24 protein-coding genes are annotated in these 23,888 nt (G+C 64.4%); 14 read left to right on the top strand and 10 right to left on the bottom strand.

The window, feature by feature from the left end; all coding sequences use genetic code 11:
• Positions 1 to 26 precede the first annotated feature (26 nt).
• Together J2X62_RS04895 and J2X62_RS04890 are read right to left on the bottom strand one after the other, a co-directional pair.
• Positions 27 to 404 (bottom strand): hypothetical protein, encoded by a 378-nt coding sequence (locus J2X62_RS04895; RefSeq protein WP_094650815.1) that lies wholly within the window; start codon positions 402 to 404, stop codon positions 27 to 29.
• The gene (locus tag J2X62_RS04890; RefSeq protein WP_201009897.1) at positions 401 to 772 is read right to left on the bottom strand and encodes a nuclear transport factor 2 family protein; all 372 of its coding nucleotides are present in this window, start codon (positions 770 to 772) and stop codon (positions 401 to 403) included. Before J2X62_RS04890 ends, J2X62_RS04895 begins: the two co-directional genes overlap by 4 nt.
• 91 nt (positions 773 to 863) lie before the next feature.
• Between J2X62_RS04890 and J2X62_RS04885 the strand changes: the two genes are divergently transcribed.
• The 14 genes from J2X62_RS04885 (at position 864) to J2X62_RS04820 (ending at position 14,131) form a co-directional block, all read left to right on the top strand.
• The gene (locus J2X62_RS04885; RefSeq protein WP_310178067.1) at positions 864 to 1,997 is read left to right on the top strand and encodes an acyl-CoA dehydrogenase family protein; all 1,134 of its coding nucleotides are present in this window, start codon (positions 864 to 866) and stop codon (positions 1,995 to 1,997) included.
• A gap of 102 nt (positions 1,998 to 2,099) precedes the next feature.
• Entirely contained in the window at positions 2,100 to 2,888 is a 789-nt protein-coding gene (locus J2X62_RS04880; protein ID WP_032366859.1) for an enoyl-CoA hydratase/isomerase family protein, read from the top strand.
• A 48-nt stretch (positions 2,889 to 2,936) separates the two neighbouring features.
• The gene (locus tag J2X62_RS04875; RefSeq protein WP_032386462.1) at positions 2,937 to 3,326 is read left to right on the top strand and encodes a Zn-ribbon domain-containing OB-fold protein; all 390 of its coding nucleotides are present in this window, start codon (positions 2,937 to 2,939) and stop codon (positions 3,324 to 3,326) included.
• Entirely contained in the window at positions 3,323 to 4,474 is a 1,152-nt protein-coding gene (locus tag J2X62_RS04870; protein ID WP_094621524.1) for a thiolase family protein, read from the top strand. The genes J2X62_RS04875 and J2X62_RS04870 overlap by 4 nt, the downstream gene beginning before the upstream one ends.
• 25 nt (positions 4,475 to 4,499) lie before the next feature.
• Entirely contained in the window at positions 4,500 to 5,708 is a 1,209-nt protein-coding gene (locus tag J2X62_RS04865) for an acyl-CoA dehydrogenase family protein (RefSeq protein ID WP_310178052.1), read from the top strand.
• Positions 5,705 to 6,664, top strand: a complete 960-nt coding sequence (locus J2X62_RS04860; RefSeq protein WP_310178049.1) for a phosphotransferase family protein — start codon at positions 5,705 to 5,707, stop codon at positions 6,662 to 6,664. Before J2X62_RS04865 ends, J2X62_RS04860 begins: the two co-directional genes overlap by 4 nt.
• A gap of 30 nt (positions 6,665 to 6,694) precedes the next feature.
• Entirely contained in the window at positions 6,695 to 7,897 is a 1,203-nt protein-coding gene (locus tag J2X62_RS04855; protein WP_032366855.1) for an acyl-CoA dehydrogenase family protein, read from the top strand.
• Entirely contained in the window at positions 7,894 to 8,652 is a 759-nt protein-coding gene (locus J2X62_RS04850) for an SDR family NAD(P)-dependent oxidoreductase (RefSeq protein WP_094621526.1), read from the top strand. The genes J2X62_RS04855 and J2X62_RS04850 overlap by 4 nt, the downstream gene beginning before the upstream one ends.
• A 44-nt stretch (positions 8,653 to 8,696) precedes the next feature.
• Positions 8,697 to 9,455, top strand: coding sequence for an SDR family NAD(P)-dependent oxidoreductase (locus J2X62_RS04845; protein ID WP_032386457.1), 759 nt, complete (start codon positions 8,697 to 8,699; stop codon positions 9,453 to 9,455).
• Entirely contained in the window at positions 9,455 to 10,531 is a 1,077-nt protein-coding gene (locus tag J2X62_RS04840) for an alcohol dehydrogenase catalytic domain-containing protein (protein ID WP_032386766.1), read from the top strand. The genes J2X62_RS04845 and J2X62_RS04840 overlap by 1 nt, the downstream gene beginning before the upstream one ends.
• Complete coding sequence (locus J2X62_RS04835; protein WP_094718393.1) at positions 10,528 to 12,045, top strand: class I adenylate-forming enzyme family protein; 1,518 nt, start codon at positions 10,528 to 10,530, stop codon at positions 12,043 to 12,045. Before J2X62_RS04840 ends, J2X62_RS04835 begins: the two co-directional genes overlap by 4 nt.
• 42 nt (positions 12,046 to 12,087) lie before the next feature.
• Positions 12,088 to 12,711 carry a TetR/AcrR family transcriptional regulator gene (locus tag J2X62_RS04830; RefSeq protein ID WP_032366851.1) on the top strand — a complete coding sequence of 208 codons (624 nt, stop codon included), beginning with the start codon at positions 12,088 to 12,090 and terminating at the stop codon, positions 12,709 to 12,711.
• A 71-nt stretch (positions 12,712 to 12,782) separates the two neighbouring features.
• Complete coding sequence (locus J2X62_RS04825) at positions 12,783 to 13,118, top strand: EthD family reductase (protein WP_032386456.1); 336 nt, start codon at positions 12,783 to 12,785, stop codon at positions 13,116 to 13,118.
• On the top strand, positions 13,115 to 14,131 hold the full coding sequence (locus J2X62_RS04820) for an MBL fold metallo-hydrolase (protein WP_310178031.1): 1,017 nt from the start codon (positions 13,115 to 13,117) through the stop codon (positions 14,129 to 14,131). Before J2X62_RS04825 ends, J2X62_RS04820 begins: the two co-directional genes overlap by 4 nt.
• Before the next feature lie 30 nt (positions 14,132 to 14,161).
• On the opposite strand, the gene J2X62_RS04815 is transcribed toward J2X62_RS04820, so the two are convergent.
• The 8 genes from J2X62_RS04815 to J2X62_RS04780 form a co-directional block, all read right to left on the bottom strand.
• Complete coding sequence (locus J2X62_RS04815) at positions 14,162 to 14,926, bottom strand: SDR family oxidoreductase (protein ID WP_310178029.1); 765 nt, start codon at positions 14,924 to 14,926, stop codon at positions 14,162 to 14,164.
• Positions 14,923 to 16,647 carry an iron ABC transporter permease gene (locus J2X62_RS04810; RefSeq protein ID WP_094621530.1) on the bottom strand — a complete coding sequence of 575 codons (1,725 nt, stop codon included), beginning with the start codon at positions 16,645 to 16,647 and terminating at the stop codon, positions 14,923 to 14,925. The genes J2X62_RS04815 and J2X62_RS04810 overlap by 4 nt, the downstream gene beginning before the upstream one ends.
• Complete coding sequence (locus J2X62_RS04805) at positions 16,647 to 17,807, bottom strand: ABC transporter ATP-binding protein (protein WP_032366847.1); 1,161 nt, start codon at positions 17,805 to 17,807, stop codon at positions 16,647 to 16,649. Before J2X62_RS04805 ends, J2X62_RS04810 begins: the two co-directional genes overlap by 1 nt.
• 140 nt (positions 17,808 to 17,947) lie before the next feature.
• Positions 17,948 to 18,988, bottom strand: coding sequence for an ABC transporter substrate-binding protein (locus J2X62_RS04800; protein WP_032386453.1), 1,041 nt, complete (start codon positions 18,986 to 18,988; stop codon positions 17,948 to 17,950).
• Between the two features lie 327 nt (positions 18,989 to 19,315).
• Positions 19,316 to 20,245 carry an aldo/keto reductase gene (locus J2X62_RS04795; RefSeq protein ID WP_057473612.1) on the bottom strand — a complete coding sequence of 310 codons (930 nt, stop codon included), beginning with the start codon at positions 20,243 to 20,245 and terminating at the stop codon, positions 19,316 to 19,318.
• Positions 20,246 to 20,345: 100 nt separating this feature from the next.
• On the bottom strand, positions 20,346 to 21,284 hold the full coding sequence (locus J2X62_RS04790) for an alpha/beta hydrolase (protein ID WP_057473613.1): 939 nt from the start codon (positions 21,282 to 21,284) through the stop codon (positions 20,346 to 20,348).
• Between the two features lie 42 nt (positions 21,285 to 21,326).
• The gene (locus tag J2X62_RS04785; protein ID WP_032367320.1) at positions 21,327 to 22,916 is read right to left on the bottom strand and encodes an APC family permease; all 1,590 of its coding nucleotides are present in this window, start codon (positions 22,914 to 22,916) and stop codon (positions 21,327 to 21,329) included.
• Between the two features lie 23 nt (positions 22,917 to 22,939).
• The gene (locus J2X62_RS04780) at positions 22,940 to 23,824 is read right to left on the bottom strand and encodes a universal stress protein (protein WP_310178013.1); all 885 of its coding nucleotides are present in this window, start codon (positions 23,822 to 23,824) and stop codon (positions 22,940 to 22,942) included.
• Positions 23,825 to 23,888: the final 64 nt, after the last annotated feature.

Genomic DNA, 23,888 nt, shown 5'->3' with positions numbered 1-23,888 from the left:
TCTCTGTTTCGCGAGCCGATCGGCTCCTAGTCGAACGCCAATTCCGGCGTGCGGGCGATGAGCAACCGTCGGACGTGCCCGTTGGCGTCGAGTTGGGCCGAGGCGTTGAACGACGCCTCGAAGGCTCCGTCCCGGGTGGTCCGTCCCAGCACCATCTCGGTGCCGTCGACCGAGGCACCGCGATCGAGATGATGAATCAGGGTGCTCTTCTCGCGTTGCTGGAGGTAGGCGACGAGCCCGTCGCGGTCGCCCACGAACTCGGCTGCCTCGCCGTGTCCCTTGGAAAACTGCACGGACATACGGAAGTCCGCCGAGATCATGGTCAGGACCCGATCCGGGTCGTCGGAATCCATGTATTCGAACCAGCGGAGCAGAGTGGGGGTCGGGTGCGTGTCGGAGTTCATCGGCCTTCTCCTGCATCGGTGACCAGTAGGTTGAATTCGGTGTCGAACGAGACCTGGTAGCGGTCGATCAGGCCGTCCGAGCGCACGTGCATGGTTCCGACGAAGTAGCCCGTGGTCCGGTCGCCTTCGGTCACTGCACCGTGTGCGAACTGCAGGTCCTGGTCGACGGCGGATCGGAGAACTCGGTGCTTGCGGTCGACGGGGGGTCTGCCGGACAGGTATTCGAGCATCGCGGCTCGTCCGGTCTTTCGACTCGCCCCGCTCGGCAAGACCATCGAATATTCGACATCCTCGGACAGCATCGCCACCGCGTCGTCCAGGTGCCCGGCATCCAAGGTGGCGTAGTACTCCACAATCTTCAATGACATGAAGTGAACTTAGTTCAGGTAAACCCTGTTTGTCGAGGGTTCAAGCGGTTATGGTTCGAGAAAGAACTGAATTCAACTCGAGTGGAGCGACATGTCATCATCTCACCGCGACGCACAAGCCCCCTGGCCTCGTTCGGAGCCGTTGGCGCTGACGCCCGGCAGCGAACAAGCCGAGATACGCGAGGCCATCCGCGGAGTCCTCGCCAAGTACTCCACGATCGAGCAGGTGCGCGCGTCTGCGGACTCTGACCCTGGCTACTCGGTCGAACTGTGGAAACGCCTGGTCGACGACATGTCGGTGACCGCCATGGCTGTGCCGGAGGAGCTGGGTGGGCTCGGCTACGGCATGGTCGAGCTCGGCATCATCGTCGAAGAATGCGGTCGCGCTCTGGCGGTCGAACCCGTCTATCAGCATGCGGCCGTCGGCGTTCGCGCCATGATGGAGGCGGGCAACTCGGACCTGCTCGAGGAAATCCTCGGCGGTACCACGGTTGCGGCAGTGAGCGCATTGTCTGCCGAGTCCGACGACGTCGATGCCGACCGGACCGACGACGGGTGGGTTCTGAGCGGACAGGTGAGGTTCGTCGTCGGAGGTGGAGCAGCCGATCTTGTGGTCGTCAGTGCCCGCTGCCCGGACGGCATCGCACTATTCGGAGTGTCCGCGAACAATTTTTCCGCACTGCATGATCGACGCGTCGTCGACTCCACCAGGCGACAAGCGGACATCTCGTTCGATCGTGCCCCCGCGACGCTGTTGGTGTCGGTGGACGGAGCCGGCGACGCGATCGCGCGGATACAGGACGTGGCAACGCTGGCTCTCGCGTGCGAGAACACCGGTATCGCCGACGCCCTGCTGCAGATGACTCTCGAGCACGTCAAGACGCGTCATCAGTTCGGCCGTCCCATCGGTTCGTTCCAGGCGATCAAACACCGGTTGGCCGACATGCTGGTCGAACTCGAGCGGGCCAGATCGGCCGCCCGGTATGCCGCAGCGGTGCACGACGAGGATCCCGACGAGGCCCGGCTGGCGATTGCCGTCGCGGGTGCGGTGTGCAGCGATGCCGCGGTACACGCGGCCCACGAGGCCGTGCAGTTGCACGGTGGAGTGGGTTTCACGTGGGAGCACTCGGCGCACAGCTACTTCCGTCGAGTTCTCGGAAACGAAGCGCTGCAGGGTGATTCGCGGGCTCATCGGGCGCGGATCGCCGATTTGCTTGCCGTCTAGACCGATTGATGCGGTCGCCGGGGATCGGCTATTGACGCCATCGCCTCGATGATCAATACTGAAGTGAATCCAGTTCAACTTGCACTCTCGAAAGGCTGTCACATGATCGACACCGACCACATTCTGTTGGAGAAGGACGGCGACGTCGCTCGCGTCTGGCTCAACCGCCCGCACAAGAAGAACGCTGTCACGGTAGAGCTGCTGCATCGTCTGGACGAGATCATCGTCGAGGTGGACAACGATCCGAACCTCAAGGTTCTCGTGCTTCGCGGAGTCAACAACACCTTCTGCTCGGGCTTCGACCTCGACGAATTGCTGTCGGACTTCATCGGCACCACCACCGCCATGGACGTCGCCGTCCTGTCGGCGAAGGTGTGCGATCGTCTGTACTCCATGAACACTCCCTCCGTTGCGGTTCTCGAGGGTTACGTCACCGCCGGTGGCTTCGAACTGATGATCTCGTGCGACTTCGCTATCGCGGCCGACGACGCAAGAATTGGCGACTTCCACATCCGCCGTGCATTGTTCGGTGGTGCCGGCCCCATCTACCGCCTGCCCCGCATGATCGGCATCCGGAAGACCAAGGAACTCATGCTCACCGGCAAGCTGCTCTCGGGCACCGAGGCCGTCGACTTCGACCTGATCAATGCGTCCGCGCCGGCCGAGGACCTCGACAAGACCGTCGACGAGTTCATCGGGAACCTCACCGACAAGAGCCCGTTCATGATGAAGCTGACCAAGATGTGCATCGACCGCGGTCTGGATGCAGACATCCAGTCGCTCATGGTCATGGAGCATCTCGCAGTCGGCAATGCGCTCCAGTCCGAGGACGGCAAGGAGGGCGTCACCGCATTCCTCGAGAAGCGTGAGCCCAAGTGGGTCGGGCGCTGATCCGCACCACGTCCGCGTTCTGACCGAACAGCCCGAAAGGCAGCATCAATGGAGCAGGCAACGGCCGTCGCACTCGAGGGCAGCAGGTGCACAGTGTGCAGCACCGTGGCTTTCCCCGCGAGTGCGATGTGCAGCAGGTGCGCCACACCCACTGCGGAGAACATCACGTTGAGTACGCGAGGCACCCTGTGGGCCTATACGATTCAGCGTTTCTCGCCCAAGTCTCCTCCCTACGTGCCACCGGTCGGCGGGTTCGTTCCCTTCGCAGTCGGCTACGTGGAACTGCCCGAGGGCATCAAGATCGAAGCGATCATCGACTGTGAGAGCTTCGACGAACTGGATGGGGCACCGGTGCGTCTGACGTCCACCGCGCCGGTGCCCCGATTCGCTGTCGACGCGCTCGGCACGCAACCGGAATCGACAGGAATCACGCAGTGACACAGAATGTTTCGATCATCGGTGCCGGTCTCTCCAAGTTCGGTCGCCAGCCAGGAGTGTCCGGCCGCCAGATGGCCGTCACCGCGATCGGCAACGCGTTGCGCGATGCCGGTCTGGCCTGGCCGGACGTTCAGGTCGCGTTCGGTGGCAGTGACGGCTCGGGCCTGGCCGATACTCTCGTTGCCGAACTGGGTTTCACCGGAATTCCGTTCACCAACGTCAAGAACGGTTGCGCAACAGGCGGAAGCGCGTTGTTCTCGGCCGTCAACGCCGTGCGCTCGGGCTCCGCGGACGTCGCGCTCGCAGTTGGTTTCGACAAACACCCGCGTGGTGCGTTCGACCCACGACCGGCGGAGTGGGGACTACCCGACGGCTACGGCGAGGCCGGTCTGATGGTGACCACCCAGTTCTTCGGTGCCAAGATCTCTCGCTACATGCGTCAGCACGACATCTCGAGTCGGACGCTGGCCCTGGTCGCCGAAAAGGCCTACCGCAACGGAGTTCTCAACCCCAACGCCTGGCGTCGCGAGGCCATGGATGCCACGACGATCGCCGAAGCCGACATGGTCAACGATCCACTGACTCGATACATGTTCTGCTCACCCGGTGAGGGAGCGGCCGCAATCGTCGTCGCCGGCGAGGACTACGTCGCGCGAGCCACCGGTCGGCCGATCAAGATTGCCGCTATCACCCACCGGACCCGCCGATTCGGGTCCTTCGAGGTCTTCAGCCCCTCCGTTCAGGGCGACGGCGAACCCACCAGTGTCAGCGCCGACGCAGCACGTGCGGCCTTCGAGCAGGCCGGTATCGCTCCGGGTGACGTCGACGTCGCGCAGCTGCAGGACACCGAGAGCGGTGCCGAAATCATGCACATGGCCGAATGCGGCTTCTGTGAGCCCGGAGAGCAAGAAGCCATGATCGCGGCCGGAGAAACCGACATCGGCGGGCGCCTGCCGATCAACACCGACGGCGGTTGCATCGCGAACGGAGAACCCATCGGAGCCTCCGGTCTGCGCCAGGTGCACGAGATCGTGACCCAGCTACGTGGCGAAGCCGGCGAACGCCAAGTGCCGGGCGATCCGCGTGTCGGCTTCACCCACGTGTACGGCGCGCCGGGCATCAGTGCCTGCACCGTGCTGACGGTCTGACCCGAGACGAACCAGAGGTAATGCAGTGACACAACGAACGATTCCGGACATCGCCGAGTTCGGCGAGCAGGCGACGGCGTGGCTGACAACCGTGGCCGCGCCGCGCACCGACTCCGTGTGGGGCGACGGGCCGGATACGGTCGCTGTCTTCGAGAATTGGACCGCGGAGGAAGAGCAGGCGCACACCGACGAGATCGCGGCGTACGAGCAGGCGAAGTTCGATGCGGGGTGGGGCGCGTTGAATTCCCCGGTCGAGTACGGTGGCCGCGACCTACCGCTGTCGTACGTACTCGCCTTCCGGCGAGTCGAGGACACGTTCGACGTCCCCAAGAGGACCGAGATGTTCTCTGTCACTCAACAGTTGGTTGCGCCCACCATTGCGCAGTGGGGAACCGAGGAGCAGCGGACCAGGTTCGTTCGTGCCATGCTTCGGGCCGACGTCATCGCATGTCAGTTGTTCTCCGAGACCGAGGCGGGTTCCGACTTGGCCGCGGTCCGGACGCGCGCAACCCAGGCCGAGGACGGCTCGTGGACGATCGACGGGCACAAGGTGTGGACGTCGGGGGCGCGGGTCGCACACTACGGAGTCGCTTTGTGCCGCAACGACTCCACCGTCGCCAAGCACGCCGGACTGACCATGTTCCTGATCCCGATGGACGCGCCGGGGGTCGACGTACGTCCCATTCGCCAGATGACGGGGGGCAGCTCCTTCAACGAGGTGTACCTCGACGGGGTGCACCTGAGCGACGACCTTCGGCTGGGCCCGGTCGGGAGGGGTTGGCAGGTTGCCCTGACAGTGCTTGCGGCCGAACGCCTCGACGGCGGAAACCTCGGCCTGGCGAACGCGGATCGTGCTGTGGCCCTTGCCCAGAACCTCGGCCGCGAGCTGACCGAGATCGAGCGCGACGCCGTAGCCGATCTGGTGACGCGTAGTTTCGTGCAGCGAATCGGCAACATGAGAGTGGCCGGTGCCGTCATCGCGGGCAACGATCCAGGTCCGGAAGCGTCACTGGGAAAGCTGCTGGCCACCGACACGATGGCCAGGACCTCCGAAGTCGCGCGCTTGCTGCTCGGGCGTGAACTGACGTCCGACTCGGGAGGGTGGGGCACGTTCGCGTGGTCCGAGCATCTACTCGGAGCCCCGGGCTATCGAATTGCCGGTGGTACCGACGAGATTCAGCACAACATCATCGCCGAGCGCGTGCTCGGTCTGCCGAGAGAGCCACGACCATGACCGAATCCTCCCTGCGCACACGCGTGTCCGCCGCGCTGGACGCCGAGCTCAGCGTCACCGTGAGCACATTCGAACCGCTCCTCGGTGGCCATTCCGGATTGACCTATCGGGTGGGAACGTCCGGCGGCGACTTCGTCGTCAAGGCGGTCCCCGAAGGGCAGCGCTCGGTCGGGCGGCACGACATGCTCCGGCAGGCTTCGATTCTGCGCGCGTTGGCGGATACAGCGGTGCCGGTACCGGCAATCGTGGCGGTCGACGAGCAGGAACCGGCCTGGTTCGCCATGGAGCTCGTCGTCGGCGAGTCGCTCGAACCGGTGCTCGACGACCCCGAGGTGGAACCGAGTATCGCGGCCGCTCGGATGCGGCGCGCGGCGGAGGTATTGCCGTCGTTGCACGCAGTCCCGCTCGAGACCATCCCGAACGCAGGCAACATCCTCTCGCCGGCAGACGAATTGGACCGGTGGTCCAAGACGCTCGCAGCTGTTCCGGTGGAACTCGTGGAGGGTGCCGACGAGTTGGTTCGACTGCTTCGCAGGGACATTCCGGCGGCGATCACACCCACACTCGTCCACGGGGACTACCGGTTGGGAAACATCATTTCCGACGGTCTCGAGCCGGCGGCTCTGATCGACTGGGAGATCTGGAGCGCAGGTGATCCACGCGTCGAACTGGGGTGGTTCCTGGTATTCGCCGACGGCACCAACTTTCCCGGGGTGGGCCGCGACGTTCCCGGTCTGCCCAGTACCGACGAACTGATCTCCTGCTACACCGGGAGCGGTCCGGCGCTGCCGGACATGACATGGTTCGACGCCCTGGGACGGCTCAAGATGGCGGCGATCATGGGACACAACCTGCGTCGGCACCGCGAGGGGCGCCACATCGACCCGGATCAGGAAAAGCTGCCCGCGACCATCCGCAGGTTGATCGACACCGGCACCGCACTGCTCGCGCGCTGACGCACCATCACTCGACAGGAGCACACGGAAGTGGACTTTTCCTACTCACGGCGGACGGCCGAATTGTCGGCCACGCTCGAGACATTCATGAACGACCACGTCTACCCGGCCGAGAGTGTCTACGACGCTCAGATCGCCGCGAACGACAATCCGCACGAGCAACCGCAGATCATGCGGGATCTGCAGGCACGCGCTCGTGATCTGGGGCTGTGGAACCTGTTCATGACCCACGACGACCTCGGTGCGGGACTGACCAATCTCGAATATGCGCCGCTCGCCGAGATCGTCGGCCGTTCCATCATCGGGAACGAGGCGATCAACTGCTCGGCACCCGATACCGGCAACATGGAGATTCTGGCCATGTACGGCACGGAGGAGCAGAAGGAACAATGGCTGAAGCCGTTGTTGGACTGCACCATTCGCTCTGCGTTCGCCATGACCGAACCCGATGTCGCCAGCTCGGACGCCACCAACATCACCTCGACCATCACTCGTGACGGGGACGAGTACGTCGTCAACGGCCGAAAGTGGTACACCTCGGGCGTTCTCGATCCCGACTGCAAGCTCATGATCTTCATGGGGAAGTCGGATCCGGACAGTTCCACCTACCGCCGGCAGAGCATGATTCTGGTTCCGGCCGACGCCCCCGGCGTAGAGGTGGTGCGCGACCTGCCCATGTTCGGATTCCAGGATCGTCTGGGCCACGGCGAAGTTCAGTTCACCGACGTGCGCGTGCCCGCCGCCAACATGCTGGGAGAGGAGGGCGACGGATTCGCCATCGCCCAGGGGCGACTCGGCCCAGGCCGCATGCACTACGCCATGCGGGCGATCGGCATGGCCGAGCGTGCTCTGGAAATGATGTGTCGGCGCTCGCTCGTGCGGCAGGCATTCGGCGGACCGTTGTCCGATCAAGGTGTGGTGCGTGAGTGGATTGCCCGCAGCCGCCTGGAGATCGACCAGATCCGGTTGTTGGTGCTCAAGTCGGCCTGGTTGATGGATACCGCCGGAAATGCCTCGGCTCGTTCGGAAGTGGCGGCCATCAAGGTGGCTGCGATGGAGGTGGCCCACAAGGTCGTCGACCGAGCGGTGCAGACCTACGGCGCGGCCGGAGTCAGCAACGACACCATTCTCGCTCGGCTCTATGCCATCACCCGAGCTCTGCAGATTGCCGACGGCCCCAACGAGGTCCATCTGCGGACCATCGCCCGACTCGAGGTCAAGAGGTACGCATGAGTACACCGAAATTGGACGGCAAGGTCGCTCTGGTGACGGGAGCGAGCCGTGGGCTCGGTCTGGCGATCGCACGCGGACTGAAAGACGCGGGAGCGACGGTCATCGTGTCGAGCCGCAAGCTCGACGCCTGCGAGAGCGCGGTCTCGAGCCTGGGTGACGCGGGCCCGGGCAGCGCGCATCCGTACGCACTGCACGTCGGGCACTGGGACAGCATCGAACCGGCCGTCGACGACATCATTTCTCGTTTCGGGAGCCTCGACATCGTCGTCAACAACGCCGGGATCGCGCCGCTGGCGGAGAATCTCGTGTCGGTGACCGAGGGGCTGTGGGACAAAACGATCGAGGTCAATCTCAAGGGTCCGTTCCGGCTGATGGCTGTGGCCGGGAACCGGATGGCGGCCGCGGGAGGTGGGTCCATCATCAATATTTCGAGCATCGGTGCCGAGCGACCCAGCCCACCCGAGGCGATGTATGCAGCAGCCAAGAACGGGCTCAATGCGCTGACCCGCGCGTTCGCCCAGGAGTACGCGCCCACGGTGCGCGTCAACTGTGTGATGCCCGGCGGTTTCGCCACCGACATGTCGGAGAACTGGGACGAGGAGTTCATCGGCAAGATCGTCGACCGGCTCCCGGCCGGGCGGCTGGGGCGGCCCGACGAGCTCGCCGGCTTGATCACCCATCTTGCCTCGGACGACGCCGGGTACACGACGGGCGCGATCATCCCGGTCGACGGCGGCCGTACCGCCGTCTACTGACCTGATCACTCCTATTGTCCGACAATCAGTTTGGAAGTGGACACATGACCCAGGACATGTTCTCGCTGACCGGTCGCGTCGCTGTGGTCACCGGTGCCTCGTCGGGGCTCGGCCTCGGTTTCGCCCGGGCTCTCGCCGCGGCAGGTGCCACGGTGTACGCCGCCGCGCGACGGCTCGACCGGCTCGAAGCGTTGTCGGCCGAGATCCCGGCCATCGTGCCCGTGCGGTGCGACGTCACCGACGACAGCGACCGGCGAGCTCTCGTCGACCGATGCTTCGACGAACACGGTCGGCTCGACGTCGTGATCAACAACGCGGGCAAGCCCGGTCCGCCCAACGCCGAGGACGAGACACTGGACGGTTTCCAGTCCATCCTCGACGTCAACCTGATCGCCGGGTTCCATCTGGCCACCTATGCGGTCGGCAAGATGCCGATCGAGGCAACAGCGTCGATCATCAACATCTCCTCGGTGATCGGACTGGTGTCCACAGCACCGATCGGCGGTGCCAGTTACGCGGCGTCGAAGGCAGGCACGCTCGGCCTCACTCGTGAACTGGCCGGTCAGTGGGGTCGACGAGGCATTCGCGTCAACGCCGTGGTGCCGGGGTGGTTCGATACCGAGATGACCGATGGCCTGTTCACCAACGACAAGTCCGCAGGATGGGTGCGGCGGAACACCATGCTCGGACGCGGCGGCGTCGACGGCGAGATCGACGGTGCCGTGGTGTTTCTGGCCTCGGACGCCAGCTCCTACATGACCGGTCAGACCCTGGTGGTCGACGGTGGATGGACTGCTCGCTGATGTTGGCCGTGCAGGTCCTTCAGTGGGGGAGCGCACCGGAGTTCCAGGAGGTGCCGGACCCGGTGCCGACCGGGCACGAATTTCTGATCCAGGTGGACGCAGCCGGACTGTGCGGATCCGATCTGCACGTGATGAACTCGAGCGCAGAGACTTTCGACTACGACCTGCCGCTGACGCTGGGGCACGAAGTGGCCGGAACGGTCGTCTCGGCGGGACCGTCGGCAAACCCTTCCTGGATCGGTCGCGCCGTGGTCGTACACGGAATCTGGAGCTGCGGAACGTGCCCGAACTGTCTGCGGGGCCGAGAGAACTACTGTCGCAGCCTCGCTCGGCGTCCCGACGGCCGGCTGGCCCCCATCGGAAACGGTCTGGGGTACCCGGGCGGCATCGCAGAGCTGATGCTGGTGCCGTCCGAGCGCGTACTGGTCCCGATCGGTGATCTCGATCCTCTCGGAGCCGCGCCTCTGGCGGACGCGGCACTGACCGCGTATCACGCCATTCGCACCAACTCCGCCGTGATCGACGACCGAAGCAACGTGGTCGTGATCGGAGTCGGCGGTCTCGGCCACCTCGCCCTGCAGATCCTGCGCACCATGGGCGTGCCGCACATCATCGCAATCGACTCCAAGGCCGACGCCGCTGCCCTGGCCGAGTCCTCGGGAGCGCACGAATTCTACGAGTCCGTTTCCGCTGCGACGCAACGGCTCACGGCACTGGACGGGGCAGATCTCGTCCTCGACTTCGTCGGCGCGCCGACCACGACCGCTCCAGCGGCCGCCCTGCTGCGGTCCGGGGGTTCTGTCGTGGTGGTAGGCAGCGCCGGCGGCCGACTGACAGTCGGGAAGGATGTCGGTCTGGCCACAGGATGGACGGTGGATGCACCGTTCTGGGGTACGCATGCCGATCTCGAAGCCGTTGTCGCACTAGCGCAGGACGGCCTGCTGCGCGCCGAAATCACCACCTTCCCCTTCACCGAGGCTATCTCTGCATACGACCGGTTGCGAGACGGATCCGTCACCGGCCGTGCAGTTCTCGACATGAGCGCATCACGTACCAGGAAAGAGTCACACCAGTGAAACGGCTTGCCCGCGAGATGGTCATCCGCGCCGAACAGACCCCCGATGCCATCGCAGTCGTCGACGAGGACGGCAGCCACTCGATCCGGACCGTGGTCGAGGCGGCGACATCCCTCGCCGACGTGTTCGGCGGTATCGACCCCAGCCCGCCCACCGTGGTGATTCAGGCCGACAACACCTGGGGCACCGTGGCGGCTGCCCTCGGTGTCGGTCTCGCAGGCGGTGTGGTCGCGGTGGTCAGCCCGCACGCAACGGAGTCGGAGTTCGCGCTGGCCCTCGAGGACATCAGACCGGACGTCGTCGTGGGAACGCCCGAGGCCCTTCGTCATTGGGGTGTGCCCGACGAGCAATTTCCCGTGGACAAGCCCGCCTTCGGCTCGTACCGCGTACGAGCGACGAGTGGTGCGTTCGCCTCTGTCGCGCGATGGAACGGAGGCGATGCGATTGCGATGACCTCGGGTTCGACCGGCCGGCCCAAGTGCGTGGTGCAATCCGAGGACGCGATCAGATATGCGTCTCGATCCACCATCGATGCCGTCGGTCTCCGTCCGGGTGAGGCGATCGGTGCCTTCGTTCCGCTGTCGTCGGTTGCCGCATTCTGCTTCGGAATGTATCTGCCTGCGCTACTGGGAGGTCCGATGGTCGCCATCGGGAAGTGGTCCCCGGAGGTGGCTCTGCGGGCAGCGAAGGAACACCGGATTGCCTGGACGATGCTGGTACCGACCATGGCGCTGCAGCTCTCGGTCGCACCGAACTCCGAAGGCGCACTGGACACGATGCGCGCCATGACGGTCGGCGGCGGACCGATGAACGAGCGCGCGCTCGCCAAGGCCGAACAGTGGTTGCACACCACATTCCTCCGAGTGTTCGGAATGTCCGAGTGCTTGGGCCACACGACACCTGCTCTCGACGACCCGGTGTCGATCCGCCTCGGACGCGACGGTCGGCCGTTTCCCGGCACCACCGTGCGAGCCGTCGACTCGGACGGCCGTCCGCTCCCCGCGGACGATATCGGTGCCGCCCAGGTCAAGGGCCCGTCGCTGTTCGTCGGGTACGCCCGGGCCGGCACACCGGTCCCGCCCGAGCTGACGCCCGACGGTTTTCTTCCGACCGGTGATCTGGTGGAGGTCGCATCGGACGGCTCGATTCGCGTCATGGGTCGGCAGAAACAGATCATCATTCGCGGTGGACGCAACATCGACATCAACGAGGTCGAGTCGGCGATCGCTTCGCTGCAGTCCGTCGTGCAGGTCTGTGTCGTACCGGTACCGGACGACCTGCTGGGGGAGCGCGCAGCAGCGCTCGTGGTCACCGGTGGTGAGGAGCTCGAACTCGAGGACGTCACCGCGCAGTTGGCCAAGGACGACTTTCCCAAGTCGAAGTGGCCGGAATTCGTCTTCACCGTCGCCGACCTACCGCAGAATCGCGTCGGAAAACTGTCCCGTCCCGACGCGACGGCGCTGGCCAGGCAGCTCGCAGCCGCAACTGACTCGAATTCACATCGAAAAATGTAAACTCAGACCGAGGCTGCATACGTTCTATCAGTAGGGGCAATCATGACCGTAGGAACCGACGTTCGACGCGAGAGCCCGCGGTCCAAGCGAACGCGGATTCTGTCGGCGGCTATCGACCACTTCGGCAAAGTGGGTTACGAGCACACCAAGTGGGCGTCCATCGCCGACGAGGTCGGTATCGGTCAGACTGCGCTGTACCACTACTTCGAGTCCAAAGCGCATTGCCTGCTGACGATCATGCGTATCGAACTCGCGGACTCCGCCGCCCGGTTCGTCGCGGCCACCGAGGGGGTCACGCATGCCGAGGACGCACTGCGTGCGGCGATCGCCGCATCGTTGGCCGCATCGCCTCAGGACGCCTTGGCGCGTCGCATTCTGCACAACCACATGGACCTCCTGGCGACGGAACGTCAGTCCGCGAAGGAAGAGGCCGAACGAGTCGAGTGCCGTGCCCTGGTCCAACGTATCGAGCGGGATTGGACCGCCCTGGTCGGCCGGGGAATCGAGGCGGGGCAGTTCGCCGAGTCGAATCCGACGATGTCCGCGCGGCTGGTACTCGCCCTGGTGGTCAGCGTATGGCGGTGGTACCGCCCCGACGGTCGCCTGACGATCGACGAGATCACCGACGTGGTCACAGACGCGGCCATCCGCGTCGTACGCAAGTAGCGCCCGCGAGCGGGGTCTGCACCGGCTCTTCGTTGTCATTGAAACTGAACAGAATTCACTTAGGAGAAAATATGTACAACCTGGTACTCGTCGCCGCCCGTCCGGAAGAGTGGACCCACGAGCAGTTCATCACGTGGTGGCGCGGCGAGCACGCCGACGTCACGTATCCCCTGCCCGGCTTGCTCCGCTGGCAGCACACCGAATTACTCGAAGCATTCGGGAGCAAATCCCAAGGGTGGGACGGCTTGTCGGTGCTCAGCTTCGAGTCGCGCGACGCACTCGAAGCGGCCCTGGCCAGTGACGAGTGGAAGGCCGCCGTCGACCACGTCGGGACCATGGGTGGCCGACGGATGATGTGGTACGGCGACGAGAAGACGATGGTGCCCCTCGCGAGCGACGCCGGATGACGTCGTCGTGGGCCGACCCGGGCTGTTTCGCAGTGGCAGACGGCGTTCATCGCGTCCCTCTGCAGATGCCTCAGGACGGTCTGCGTGCGATCAATGTCTATGTGCTCGAGACCGATACGGGGCTGGTGTTGATCGACGGCGGTTGGCACCGGGCATCCACGCACGACGAGCTCGTCGACGCGTTGCGTCGCATCGGGCGTCGACCGTCGGAGATTCACGACGTGTACGTCACTCACGTCCATCGTGATCACTACACGTTCGCCGTCGAGCTGCGTCGTCGATACGGGACGCGGGTGCATCTCGGTGCCGCCGAGGCACCGGGCATCGAAGCGATCGGTCGATTGCGCAGCAACGTTCCGGTCAGCTCGATTCGTGAACTCGAACGCGCGGGCGCGTTCGAGATCGCTCGCATCGCAGCGGAGAGCGGGAAGGCCGAACCCTTCGACGCCGCGGACTGGGAGCTACCGGACGCGTGGTTGCAACCCGGTACCCTCGACGTTCCCGGCCATGCGGTAGTCGCTGCACACACTCCCGGACACACAAAGGGCCACATGGTGTTTCACGACACCGACCGGGATCTGTGCTACACCGGAGACCACGTTCTGCCCACGATCACGCCGTCGATCGGGTTCGAGCTCGGCGAGTGGGATCTCCCGCTGGCCAAGTATTTGACGTCTCTGTCGGTGATGCTCGACGAACCCGACCGGACGATGTTGCCGTCGCACGGCCATCCGGGTGCCGGTGTACACGAGCGCTGCCGGCAGCTGCTCGAACACCACGATCGCCGTCTCGCCGCTACCGAGAGCGTCGTCGAATCGGCTGCTCGCGCAACCGGGTTGGACGTGGCTGCCGGCCTGACGTGGACTCGGCACGATCGGTCGTTCGCCACTCTGGACAGCTTCAATCAGATGGTGGCGACCTGCGAGACGCTGGCGCACCTCGATGTTCTGGTCCAGCGCGGCAGACTGTCGGTGCGGACCTCCGAAGGGGTGGACTTCTTCACCACCTGCTGAAGCATCCGCCCCCGACAGCCCGCCGAGCGGTCAGTCGCAGGTCCAGCCGCCGTCGACGTACAGCTCGGTCCCGGTGACGAACGTGGAGTCGTCCCCGGCCAGAAAGGCAACGGCGGCAGCCACTTCGGCCCCGGTTCCCAGTCGACCCATCGGGGTGTGCGCGATCATGGCGCTGTGTCGTTCGGAGCCCTCGTAGCGTTCGAGCAGCTGCGTGGTGCCGATGAAACCCGGGTGGATGGAGTTGACGCGGACACCTTTGGTGGCCCAGTGCAGGGCTGCGTTCTTGGTCATGGTGCGCACAGCGCCTTTGGCTGCGGCGTAGGCGAAGCTGTTGCCGAGGCCGCCGACGCTGCCGAGGATGGAACAGATGTTGACGATGGATCCTCCGCCGGAGCGCTCGACATACGCGCCGGCATGCTTCATTCCGAGCCACGTCCCGGTCTGACTGACTTCGACAACTCGGTTGTAGCGGTCGAGATCCTCGTCGACGACGGTTCCGAGGCTGCCGATGGCACCGTTGTTCACCACGGCGTCGAGCCGGCCGTACTGCGCGGCCACGGCCTCGACAGCGCTGTGCCACTGATCTTCTCGGGTGATGTCCAGGGCGATCGGGAGATGGCGTTCGCTGTCGGCCCGGTCCGCCACGAGTGCGCCGCACGCGGCCTCGTCGACGTCGGTCACCACGAGCACCGCGCCTTCCGAGGCCAGCCGCTCGACGATCGCGGCACCGATCCCTCCGGTTGCTCCGGTGACGAGAACGACCTTGTCCCGGAGCCGGGACTGCACGCCCGTCACAGCTTGCTGAGCACGTTGCGGCCGCCGACGAGCATCGCCGCGGCGACACCGATCGTGGTGACGGCAGTCATGAGCAAGGCCATCGCGGCGACCAGCGGATAAGAGCCGTTCTGCCACATGTCGAACAGCAACGTGCCCATCACCTGGGTCGTCGACGCTCGCACGAGAAGCGATGCAGCGAATTCGTGGGTCAACAGAATGAACATGAGCGCGACGGCACTGAGGATCGTCGGACGCATCAGCGGCAACATGATTCGGAGATTCGTCACGAACGGTGACGCACCACTGGTGGCCGACGCCTCGGTGTACGTGTTGCCGAGCGACAGCATGGCCGTCATCTGCATCCTCGTCGAGAAGGGCAGCATCAGCACGATGTACACGAGGATGATCACCGTTCTGGTTCCGTAGAGGATCAGCGGCGGTTCGGTGTACGTGAGCAGGAACCCGACGCCGAAGATCACGGCCGGGATGCCCAGTGGCAGTGCGGTCATGAGGTCTGCGAGCAGTGCGAGAATTCTGAACCGACGACCGCGGACGAGAAGGTTTGCCATCAGGTAGCCGAGCGGAATGCAGATCGCGACCGCACCCAGTGCAGTCAGCACGCTGGTCAGAACCGACTCCACCACCGCCGTCGTATCCATCAGTGCCCGAAAGTTGTCCAACGTCAACAGACTCAGCGACAACGATCCCGACCAGTACGGCGTCAACGAGACGATGATCAGACCCACCAGCGGGATGACCAAGGCGAAGAGCGCGAACACGACGATGGTGACCGTGGCCCACGTCGCTTTACCGGTGGAGGGAGCGAATGCCTTGCCGCCGTGCGTGACGAAGCGAGTCTGGTTGCCCAGCAACGCCTTCTGCGCCAGCACCAGAACCAGTCCGAAGATCACCAGCGGAGAGCCCGCGGCCGCAGCCGCCGCGAAGTCCGACGGGGACTCCGACACCCGGCGGTACATCTCGGTGGTCAGCACCTTGACGCCGGTGTTCGCACCCAACAGTAGGGGGCCGGTGAACTGGCCGAGTCCGAGGAGCAGCGCGATGCCGCCGCCGTAGATGAGGGACGGTCGAAGCAGCGGGAGCACGATCTTGAAGAAGATTCCGACCGTGGACGATCCGCTGACCTGAGCGGCTTCGAGGTGCTCGGAGCTGATGTTCTGCATGCCGGAACTGACGAACAGGTAGACGAACGACGTCAGACCGAAGCCCGTGAGAACGATGATCCACGGGACGGTGTACACGTCGATCGGGCCACTGTCCGATCCGCTCCACCACGGCAACAGTCGAAGGAGCACATTGAGGTAACCGGGCCCGGGGGAGAGCAGGAATGCCCACCCCACCACGCTGGCCACCGCCGGCATCACGATCGGCAGGATGGGTATGACACGCAGCCAACCGAGCTTGGCGGGAAGCCTGCTCGCAGCGAAGGCGAGCAGCGTTCCCAGGACCATCGCGATGACCAACGAACCCAGCGCCAACGCCACCGTGGTCCGAAGGGTGACGCCGATGTCGAAGCGGCCGTACTGACTTCGGTATCCGGCAGCTCCGTCCTCGAACGCGAGCATCTGCAGACGCACCATCGGGAGCACGACCAGGTAGGCCAACACAGCGAGGACGGCGGCGTACCCGATTCGCGCCCGCCAATTCGGCGAGATCGTCAGTGAGCGCTTGGCGGGCGTCTCGGCGGTCTGGGGCCGTTCGACGTCGACTGCGGTGGCCATCACGAGGTCTTTCCAGCGGAGCCGACGAGCTCGGAGCTCGCGGCCGACGACGCGTCGGGCAGCGCGTACACCCGCAGACAGGACGGCGCGAAGCTGACGAGTACGGGTTGTCCGGGACTGCTACGCCGCAGCGCCGCACTGTGTTCGGTAGCCGAGGCTCGCAGCGTCAACTGCTCGTCGCCGGTCTTGACCGCCACGTCGAAGTACCGACCGCCGTACTCGTACGTGACGAGTTCGGCGTGCAGGGCGATGTTTCCGGGCGGCACCTGGTCGGCAGTGTCGTGCAACAGCACGTCGTCCGGTCGGAACCGCGCGACGGCACGAGTGCCCTCGTCGGCACGCTCACGCACCGTGGCCGTCTGTAGGTCGATGACGTCCGAGCCACTGGTGACCCAGCCGTCGTGGCCGCGTCGCAGTTCGAGCCGATTACCCATCCCGATGAACGCGGCGACGTACTCCGAAGCCGGATTCTCGAAGACGTGCTCGGGCTCGTCGTACTGCTCGATCTTTCCGGCCTTCATGATCGCGAGACGGTCACCGAGCGCGAACGCCTCGGACTGGTCGTGCGTGACGAACACCGCGGTGAAACCGAGCTGTTGGTGCAACTGGTGAATCTGCGATCGAACCTGATCTCGCAGGCGCGCATCGAGATTGCTCAGGGGCTCGTCGAACAACACCAGATCCGGTTGCGCCACGAGCCCGCGAGCGACCGCGACACGTTGCTGCTGGCCACCACTGAGCTGCGAGGGGTACCGGTCGAGCAACGCACCGCAGTCGACCATGTTCGCGGCCGTCTCGACCGCGCCGTCGGCGATTGCCTTCTTCAGTTTGCGCACCGTCAGCGGGTACCGAATGTTCTCGGCGACCGTCATGTGTGGCCACAGCGCATACGACTGGAACACCATGCCGATGTTTCGCTTGTGCGCCGGGACATGAACTTTCGACGCCGCATCGAACACGGTCCGACCCGCGAACGAGATCGAACCACCCTGCGGGGTCTCCAGCCCGGCGAGGCACCGCAGGGTCGTGGTCTTGCCGCAACCGCTCGGTCCGAGCAGGACCAGGAATTCGCCCTGCTCGATCTCGAGGTCGAGACTGTCGACGACGACGTTGGCACCATAGGTCTTCGTCAGTCCGGAGACCGCGAATCGAGAGGTCATTGCATACTCGCTTTCGGAGCATCGGTGTGCGTGCACCGACGGCCGCTGTACGTCGACCGTCGGTGTTCGTCTCTGTCACAAATCATTTCGCATTCCGCGCACAAGGCGACGGTCTGCGTTCTCGTGCTGTGTGCGGAGAGTCAGCCCTGGAACAGGGTCTGCCATTCCTGGGAGTACTGGTCGACCTTCTCGGGAGTCAGTTCGTCGATGTCGGGAGATGCGATGTCCTGAGCTCGCGCGACCGCTCCCTCGATGTCGGGAAGGACGGCTGCATATCCGCCGTTCAGCGCCTGCTGTCCCTCGGCCGTCACCATGAAGTTCGCGAGCACCTGTGCTGCGTTGGGGTGCTGCGAGGCGCTGAGAACCTCCGAGTACCAGGGTGTTCCCCATGGCTTGTCGGGCAGAGCCCAATCGACCGGTGCGCCTGCGGCAACCTCGGTGACGAGCGGCTGCACCATGGGACTGACCGTCACTTCACCGGAGGTGAGGGCTTGCGCCACAGCGAGTGCGCTGGGGTAGACCCGCGGCGAGAGTTCGGCCATCTGGTTCCAGTAGTCCTCACCGAAGTTCTTGGCGTAGAACTTGTACAGATCCACGTACGACGCGAATCCGGTGGGGTTCACGATGCCGATCTTGCCTTGGAACTTCGGATCGATCAGGTCTTCGGGCGCACTGACGCCGTCCGGAACGGCCGCAGTGTTCCAGCCCAGACCGAATACCGCAGCACTGGTCAGGAAGAATCGATCGTTCATCACGCTCTTCGCCGGATCGAACGCTGCCGCATCGAGATCGGGGCCGACGAGTTCGGTCGAGAACTTCCCGGACTCGGCGGCGTTCTGGATCCACGACGCGTCGGTCGTCATGTGGACGTCGGCGATGCCGGTTCCCGTCCGATTCTCGGTCTCGACGCGGGGGTTGATTTCGGAGTCGGTGCCGCGCACGTACTCCATCGAGATTTCCGGATACTTCGCCTCGAAGGCCGCCGTCAGGGCATCGAGGTTGGCCGGCTTCTGGCTCGAGTAGAGCATGACGCTGCCCTCCTCCTTCGCGGCCGCGACCACTGCGTCCCAATCGCCCTCGACCGGAGCGGACGCGGAGGAAGACGATCCCCCGCATGCGGTGAGGCCCACCAACGCAGCAGTCGCTGCCACGGCAACCATCGTCGTCCTGAACTTGTTCATGCCTGCGTTCCTTTCGGGCACGTCGATAACTTCCCGCGGACTCGGCGAGTCGTCGTAAGACGTGGAGTCGTGTCGACATCCGATCGCAGACTCGACCCACGTGCTCGAGGTGGCTGCAATGTTCCATCAAACTGAACTGATGTCAGTTTGAAAGATAGCCGCCGGTGCGTGTGATGTCAATCACCAGGTGGGGGCAGGGGTGACGGGCCGCTCTACCTCGACATGCTCGTATGCCGAGCCGGTTCGGCTCCTCGGTTTCGAATATGCGACACCGATCGGCGTCCGACATTCGGATGGGAGGAGCCGATTCGGGAAGGTGGACAGAGGTCAGGTCCAGCCCATGCGGGAGCGGTTGTCCCAGTAACTCCGCGGGGGCTCGGCGATGTCCAGGTCGGCAATGGTCAGGTCGCCGGGCGCGATCACGGCGCGGTCGATGGAGAGCGCAGCGATGTTCTGTTCGAGTTGCGCCACCGTGGCGGCACCGGAGAGCACCACATCGGCCCACGGTTGCGCGAGGGCGACGGCCAGTGCGAGCGCGTCGCGGCCGACTCCGGCCGAGTCGGCGCTCGCGGCGAGTTCGGAGTTCTCGGCGACGAGTCGACCGTTCGCCATCGCCTCTTTGACGACGACGAACCAGCCGGCCTCGTGTGCTTCCGCCAGGGCGGGGGCGACGGACGGTTCGAGGGGATTCCACGTCGACTGCACCGAGTCGAACACCCCGATCTCGAGCGCCGCACGCACGACATCGGCCTGGTGCGGCCCGCTGGTGCTGATGCCGATGCGGGTGCCACCGGCTGCCAGCGCGCGTAGATCGTCGAGCAGGGCTGCGTCGCGAAGGGCAGGGCTGTCCGGGGTGACGCTGTGAATCAGGTAGTGGTCGGGCTTTCCGCCGAGATCGCGCACGGTCTGCGGCCACTGTTCGGCCAGGCGTGCGACCGAGTGTTCCTTGACCTCGTGTACCTCCGCGCCCCGCTGGAAGTCGGCGACATAGGCGTAGCCCCACTTCGAGCCGATCACGAGTTCCTCGCGCCGGTTCGGTCGGGCAGACAACCAGCTGCCGAGGAACTGCTCGGCCAGACCGTAGGAGCGGGCGACGTCGAAGTGCCGAATGCCACTGTCCCAGGCGGCGTCCAGTACTGCGTGGCAATGTTGCTCGAGCGCAGCCGGGTCGAACCGCCCGTCCACCGCACACGAATGCCCGATGGTCAGATACTCCGGGCGTCCGAGTGCGGCAAGTCCGAGACCGAGTTGCGTCATACGCGAATTCTGTCATCACAGTCGAGTGCGCGTTGGAGACGTGACGGTGATGTTGCGACCGTCGGGCATCGCGCGTCACCGGTCGCAACGAGCAAGTCCGTCAGAGCGCCTCGATGACTCGATATCGATCTTCGGTGGACCGGCGACTAATTGCCGCCTCGGGTGCGATCCACTCGAAAGCGTGTGGGGCACCGGTCCGTACGTGCAGCTCGCACGGCACTCCGGCGCGAAGCAGGCGCAGCGCGTAGTCGATGCTTTCGTCTCGGAAGATGTCGAGGTCTCCGACGTCGATGAATGTCGGTGCAAGATCGGCGAAGTCGTCGAGGTGAGAGGGTGAGGACAGCGTCGAGACCGTCACTCCCTCGGGAAGCAGCGCGTTCCATCCGGTGAAGTTGTCGTCGTACGTCCACGTCGCAGTCGCTGTCAGATGGGGGTCGGGTACGAGAGTGCGGGAATCGAGCATGGGATAGATCAGGATCTGGTGTGCCAACGCCATGCCGTGGTCCCGTGCGAGGATTGCGGCACCCGCTGCCAGTCCACCTCCGGCGCTGTCTCCCATGATCGCAATGCGTTCGCGATCGACGCCCAGTGCATCCGCCTCGCGAACCAGCCAGGCGAGCGCGGCGTAGACATCTTTGACGGGGGCATCACCGGTCGCCTCCGGAGCGAGGCGGTAGTCGACCGAGAGAAATGCCACGCCGGTCAGCTCGGCATAGTGCGCGATGACTGGGTCGTACAGCTCGAGCGACCCGCTGATCATTCCACCTCCGTGCGCGTAGACGACGGCACTGGTGCTCACCCTGTTGTCCGGCAGGTACCAGCGCATCGCTACGGCACATCCGTCGTCGGCCTCGACAACATGATCCGACCTGCGTACAGCAGTGCTGCCCGGTAGCTTTCCGTGGTCGATGGCAAGAGTCGCATCGATGACAGCTCGCAGCGTCCAGACATCGCCTCGCTCGGTCGCGGTGGGAACGCCCGAGGTCGCTGCGGCCGCCTGCAGTGCCGCCGCAACCTCACTGTCGAGAGCAATAGCCATCGTGTGTACTCCTGTTGATTGTCGAGTCGGCCGGAGACCGGACTATTCGCCGCGCTGGGAATCCAGCGTCGCCGGTCGCTGGTAATCGGAGAGGTCGCCCTCGTTCCGTAGGGCCGTGGTGTTCCGATCGAGCGTTTTGCCTTGGAAGAACGCCGGACTGCGAAATCTCATGACGGTCATCAGCACAGCGCCGAAGAGCAGCACGCCGAATCCCAGGAAGAACACCAATCCGATTCCGCCGATGGACGCGCCACTGGCATTGTTCGGGTCCATGCTCTCGTCCAACGAGAAGACGAACACGGCAAGGAGTATGAGTCCGCCTACCAACGGGAACACGAAACGGAAAAATGCGTTGCGCACGCTGTCGAACAGTGCGCCGCGGAAATACCAGATGCAAGCGAACGCTGTGATGCCGTAGTACCAACAGATCATGATTCCCAGTGCCGCAATGGTATCGATCAGGATTCGCTCCGACAGGAATGTCACCACCGTGTAGAACACTGCGGTCACGACACCTGCAACCAGCGTGGCGTAGGACGGCACCAGGAAGCGGGGAGAGACTTCGGCGAATTTTTTCGGGAACGCGCCGTACACACCCATGGCAAGCATCGTGCGCGCCGCGGGAAGAAAGGTGGTTTGCAGGCTCGCCACCGAGGATACGAACACGGCCAGGAACAGCATCAGCCCGCCCCACTTGCCCAGGACCGGGTCGGCAAGTGCGCCGAACACGTTTTCCGAGTTGTCGGGGTTGCCGAGTCCGAGGCCGGTGTCGCCCACTCCCGCATACATCATCGCAGCGACCGATACCAGCAAGTATGTCAGCAGCACAGTCAACACACAGAGCAGTCCGGCGCGCCCGGGCGTTCGCTTCGGGTCCTTGGATTCCTCGCCCAGCGTCAGGCAGGTGTCCCAACCCCAGAACGCGAAAATCGACCCCGTCAGACCGATAACGAACGCCCCGGCGGCCACTCCGGTGAACGGATCGAACCAATCGAGATCGAAGCTCAGTCCAGCGGGGGAGTCACCCGAGCCGACGTGCACCAGAGCCATCACGGCGAAGATGGCAAGAAGAACCATCTGGAAACCTACGAGCGCAACCTGCAATTTCTCGCTTGTCGTGATACCTCGACTGGCCACCCACGTGGCAATCCCGAGGAACACCAAGGTGGTACCGACATTGACCAACTTGTTGCCAGGAAGATCTGCGACGGAGGGACTTTCGAACAAATTGGCAATGAACAAATAGAAGAATTGGACGCCGATCGCAGCAAGGTTCGACAGCACGATGATGGTGGCGATCACCATGCCCCAACCGCACATCCACCCGACGTACGGCCCGAACGCTTTGGTCGACCAGGTGAACGAAGCGCCGCAGTCCGGCGACGCCGAATTGAGTTCGCGGTAGGCATATGCGGTGAGGAACATCGGGATGAATCCGGCGATGAATATGGCGGGCATCTTCAGACCCACGGCCGCAACGATGAGGCCGATGCTTGCGGTCAGCGTACAACCCGGAGCGACCGACGAGATTCCCAGAATGGCACCGGAAATGGTGCCGACTGTCCCCGTGGCCAGACCCTTCGCGCTTACGGTACTCGTAGGCCCGGCCTGTTCGCCCGCATCGTTCGTCATATCGGAACCTTCGTTCGTTCGATTCATGATCCGAAGTCCTGCTTGGGTACGACCACCATGGGGACCGGTAGGACGCGAAGCATCTTGGTTGCAGTCGACCCCAGGAAGAGTCGATGGGGTTGGGCGAAGCGGCTCGAACCCACCATGACCAGGTCGCCGTCCTGCCAGTCCAACGTGCGTACGGCCGACTCGACCGTCGATCCGTCGGCGATCGACACCGTCACCGGAAATCCCTGCGGCAGAACAGCTGTCGCCTCGTCGAGTGTCGTCTTCGCGTGCGACACCGCAGCCTCGCGAACTGTGTCGAACGCGTCATGACCGTCGTGCAGGTCGTTCTGCGGATCCAACGCGACGAGCGAAACCAACCGCAGCGGTGTGCGGATCCTCTCCGCCGTCCGCACCGCTGTGCGAAGCAGCACATCGGCCCCGACTCGGGCTCCGAGCGCGCAGGTGACCTCTCTGATCTTCTGGACCGACGAGTGCCGCATACCCCGTGGTGCGAGGGCCAATGGGACGTGAGCCGAGTGCAACAGCTCGGTGGACACCGATCCAACGGAGTGTCGGCCGAGCAGGCCGTCTCCGGCGGCACCGACGACGATCGCCTGCGCGTTCAACCGAGTGACCTCATCGAGAAGTCCCTGAGCGAAGGATTCGTGGACGGACAGGTGCACCGCGACATCGATATCGGCGGGCACCGTCGCCCTCGCCTTACGCAACCACTCCATTCCCTGAGTCGTCAGGACGTCGTCGTAGCCGGAGATGGACGGAACTCGAGTTGGAACGGTGCGCTCGGGTGGTAGAACCATGCAGATATCAAGAGCAGCACCGAGGCTTCGGGCAAGTTGTACCCCGAGAACGAGGCCGTCCTCGCCGCTCGGGGTGGCGAGATAACCGACCATCAAACGCATCTGGCAGTTCCTCAAAGTAGTCGGAAGGTGATCGGTGCATCGAGCGCGCGGTCTGGTGACCTGA

The organism is Rhodococcus sp. 3258, assembly GCF_031456475.1.
GTDB classification, from domain to species: Bacteria; Actinomycetota; Actinomycetes; order Mycobacteriales; family Mycobacteriaceae; genus Rhodococcoides; species Rhodococcoides fascians.
This window is presented reverse-complemented; position numbering and strand designations above follow the sequence as displayed.

Coding starts and splice junctions, on each gene's coding strand:
- J2X62_RS04850 (WP_094621526.1), top strand. CDS start 7,894: ATGAGTACACCGAAATTGGACGGCAAGGTCGCTCTGGTGACGGGAGCG.
- J2X62_RS04860 (WP_310178049.1), top strand. CDS start 5,705: ATGACCGAATCCTCCCTGCGCACACGCGTGTCCGCCGCGCTGGACGCC.
- J2X62_RS04805 (WP_032366847.1), bottom strand. CDS start 17,807: ATGACCTCTCGATTCGCGGTCTCCGGACTGACGAAGACCTATGGTGCC.
- J2X62_RS04895 (WP_094650815.1), bottom strand. CDS start 404: ATGAACTCCGACACGCACCCGACCCCCACTCTGCTCCGCTGGTTCGAA.
- J2X62_RS04800 (WP_032386453.1), bottom strand. CDS start 18,988: ATGAACAAGTTCAGGACGACGATGGTTGCCGTGGCAGCGACTGCTGCG.
- J2X62_RS04820 (WP_310178031.1), top strand. CDS start 13,115: ATGACGTCGTCGTGGGCCGACCCGGGCTGTTTCGCAGTGGCAGACGGC.
- J2X62_RS04785 (WP_032367320.1), bottom strand. CDS start 22,916: ATGACGAACGATGCGGGCGAACAGGCCGGGCCTACGAGTACCGTAAGC.
- J2X62_RS04795 (WP_057473612.1), bottom strand. CDS start 20,245: ATGACGCAACTCGGTCTCGGACTTGCCGCACTCGGACGCCCGGAGTAT.
- J2X62_RS04825 (WP_032386456.1), top strand. CDS start 12,783: ATGTACAACCTGGTACTCGTCGCCGCCCGTCCGGAAGAGTGGACCCAC.
- J2X62_RS04845 (WP_032386457.1), top strand. CDS start 8,697: ATGACCCAGGACATGTTCTCGCTGACCGGTCGCGTCGCTGTGGTCACC.
- J2X62_RS04890 (WP_201009897.1), bottom strand. CDS start 772: ATGTCATTGAAGATTGTGGAGTACTACGCCACCTTGGATGCCGGGCAC.
- J2X62_RS04840 (WP_032386766.1), top strand. CDS start 9,455: ATGTTGGCCGTGCAGGTCCTTCAGTGGGGGAGCGCACCGGAGTTCCAG.
- J2X62_RS04780 (WP_310178013.1), bottom strand. CDS start 23,824: ATGCGTTTGATGGTCGGTTATCTCGCCACCCCGAGCGGCGAGGACGGC.
- J2X62_RS04880 (WP_032366859.1), top strand. CDS start 2,100: ATGATCGACACCGACCACATTCTGTTGGAGAAGGACGGCGACGTCGCT.
- J2X62_RS04810 (WP_094621530.1), bottom strand. CDS start 16,647: ATGGCCACCGCAGTCGACGTCGAACGGCCCCAGACCGCCGAGACGCCC.
- J2X62_RS04790 (WP_057473613.1), bottom strand. CDS start 21,284: ATGGCTATTGCTCTCGACAGTGAGGTTGCGGCGGCACTGCAGGCGGCC.
- J2X62_RS04885 (WP_310178067.1), top strand. CDS start 864: ATGTCATCATCTCACCGCGACGCACAAGCCCCCTGGCCTCGTTCGGAG.
- J2X62_RS04875 (WP_032386462.1), top strand. CDS start 2,937: ATGGAGCAGGCAACGGCCGTCGCACTCGAGGGCAGCAGGTGCACAGTG.
- J2X62_RS04830 (WP_032366851.1), top strand. CDS start 12,088: ATGACCGTAGGAACCGACGTTCGACGCGAGAGCCCGCGGTCCAAGCGA.